This is a genomic window from Mesorhizobium sp. M7A.F.Ca.CA.003.01.2.1 (assembly GCF_003998945.1).
GTDB classification, from domain to species: Bacteria; Pseudomonadota; Alphaproteobacteria; order Rhizobiales; family Rhizobiaceae; genus Mesorhizobium; species Mesorhizobium ciceri.
The window spans coordinates 1-1998 of record NZ_RZRA01000987.1; the positions used below are offsets into that span (position 1 = coordinate 1).

The 1998-nt window shown below is 65.2% G+C and carries 3 protein-coding genes and 1 pseudogene; 1 reads left to right on the forward strand and 3 read right to left on the reverse strand.

Annotated features, from left to right (window positions below; all coding sequences use genetic code 11):
* A partial coding sequence (locus tag EN969_RS28635) for a substrate-binding domain-containing protein (protein ID WP_164758581.1) occupies positions 1-499 on the forward strand: 499 nt, incomplete at its 5' end.
* Positions 500-541: 42 nt separating this feature from the next.
* Here EN969_RS28635 and EN969_RS28640 read toward each other — a convergent pair.
* The 3 genes and pseudogenes from EN969_RS28640 to EN969_RS28650 all read right to left on the reverse strand — a co-directional run.
* Positions 542-1003 carry a MarR family transcriptional regulator gene (locus tag EN969_RS28640; RefSeq protein WP_063169733.1) on the reverse strand — a complete coding sequence of 154 codons (462 nt, stop codon included), beginning with the start codon at positions 1001-1003 and terminating at the stop codon, positions 542-544.
* On the reverse strand, positions 1000-1584 hold the full coding sequence (locus tag EN969_RS28645) for an amino acid synthesis family protein (protein ID WP_013528453.1): 585 nt from the start codon (positions 1582-1584) through the stop codon (positions 1000-1002). The genes EN969_RS28640 and EN969_RS28645 overlap by 4 nt, the downstream gene beginning before the upstream one ends.
* Positions 1577-1998 (reverse strand): annotated as a pseudogene (locus tag EN969_RS28650) (UPF0280 family protein); the annotation flags it as partial. The pseudogene EN969_RS28650 and the gene EN969_RS28645, both read right to left, overlap by 8 nt.

Consider the following 1998-nt stretch of genomic DNA (forward strand, 5'->3'; position numbering starts at 1 on the left):
GGGCAAGGCTGCAGGCAATGTCGTCGAGATCTGGGGCGGCATGGGCACCCAGCCGGCGAATGACCGCCATGACGGCTTTCACGAATTCACCGACAAGGAGCCGGGCATCAAATATCTGCTCGACCAGCAATCGGGCGACTGGAAGCAGGACCAGGCCTACAATCTGATGGCCAACGCGCTGAAGAGCAACGAGAAGATCGATCTCGTCTACGGGCACAACGACCCGATGGCCTATGGCGCCTATCTCGCCGCCAAGGATGTCGGCCGCGAGAAGGACATCAAGTTCATCGGCATCGACGGCCTGCCCAATGAAGGCGTGCAGATGGTGAACAAGGGCGAGCTGACGGCGACCTTCACCTATGTCACTCCCGGTGCCGAAGGCCTGCGCCAGGCGATCAAGTTCCTCAACGGCGAGAAAGTCGAAAAGACCATTACCCTGCCAACCGAGAAGATCACCAAGGAAAACGCCGCCCAGGTGCTGAAGGACAACGGCCTCTGAGGCAAACTTCCTGCCGGGTGCCTCCTTTGGCGCCCGGCGGGTCTAAGCCAGCTTCACCAGCAGCTTCATGAAGGTGGTGATCTCCTTGGCCGAGAGCGGCGCCAGCGTCTCCTTTGTGATCTCGCGCGCCAGCGGGATCAGGCGCTCGATGGCATCGCGGCCTGCCGCGGTCAGATTGACCAGCAGCCGTCTTTTGTCGACCTCGTGCCTGGAAAGCTCGACCAGGCCGCGCGCCTTCAGCCGGTCGATGACGCCCTTCACCGTCGCCGCATCCATCGCGATCAGCGTGCCGAGCTGGTTCTGCGAGGTCTCGCCGACGTCACGCAGCTTGGCCAACGCCGCGAATTGCGGCGGCGTCAGATCGCCGATATGCGCGGCAAAGATCGCGACATGGCGCTGATGCGCCTTGCGCAGGATGAAGCCGACCTGCTCCTGCAGGAGGTAATCCTGGTCGTCCGGCGCCTCGACCTCGACCAGCTTGAGCAGATTGTCCTCGCCGCTCACCGCAGCCCATCCCAGGCTTTGATGTCATCGGCCGCGAGACCACCCATGCGATCGTGGATGCGCGGGCCACAAGTCATGGCGAGGCAGAACAGGATCTCGTCGGGGCACGGACCATCGGACATGCCGACTTCCATGGCGTCGAAATGGCTGCGCACATAGGCGGCGTTGATGTGGCCGAGCGGCACGTCGAGCTTCGAACCGAAAGCGCCGACCTTCTTGGCCGACGGCACGATCGCCTTGGCGTCGCCGAGCCGCTCGCGCATGGCGTAGCCGCCGGGCACATGCCAGAGGGCGCCGTGTTCCAGCTCACCTGCGGTGCCGACAATGGCGCCTTTGCCGTAGCCGTCGATCTGCTTGACGTCGCCGCCGAGCGCCGCGATCAGCCGGTCGGCGAGCAGCAGGCCGAGCGGCTTGAGATCGTCCATGGCGCTCTGCAGCTCCTCGACATAGCGCCCGGCGAACGGGTTCTTTACCAGCGCCATGGCGGCGGCACGGCGGCGCGGCACCTTGGCCACCGGCCCGCCCTCGTGAAAGATCTCTTCGGTCAGAACCGCGATCTTGCGGATCGGAAACTCAGGCATGGGCACCTTCCTCCCTCGAAGTTTCGTTGGGCGCGGCAAGCGCAACCGAGCCACTGATGCGGATCTCGCCGCCGAGAAACAGCGCCGACCCGGCAATAAGCCCCCGCCGGCGAAAATCTTCGGCGACGGCAAGGCCATTGTCCAGCGCGCGCGCCACTTCGCCAAGGGCAAGCGTGCCGACGCCTTGCGTCACCAGCCGCGAGCCGAGATCGCTGTCGGGCGACAGTTCGTGTGCGGAAATGCGCTTGATGGCGGGATTGCCGGGCAGGTCCACCGCGTTGGCGATGAGCGTCGCCGCCGCATCGGCTTCGGCGCCGGTCCGCGCCAGAACGGTGACGGCGTCGGCAATGCCAAGCGAGAAGGAGCGGCCACGCCAACCGCTGGTGGCGACGCCGCGAACGCCATCTTCCGCGC

What these genes read in the sequence shown, in the direction of transcription:
- EN969_RS28645 (WP_013528453.1), bottom strand. Translation starts at nt 1,584, where the DNA reads ATGCCTGAGTTTCCGATCCGCAAGATCGCGGTTCTGACCGAAGAGATC.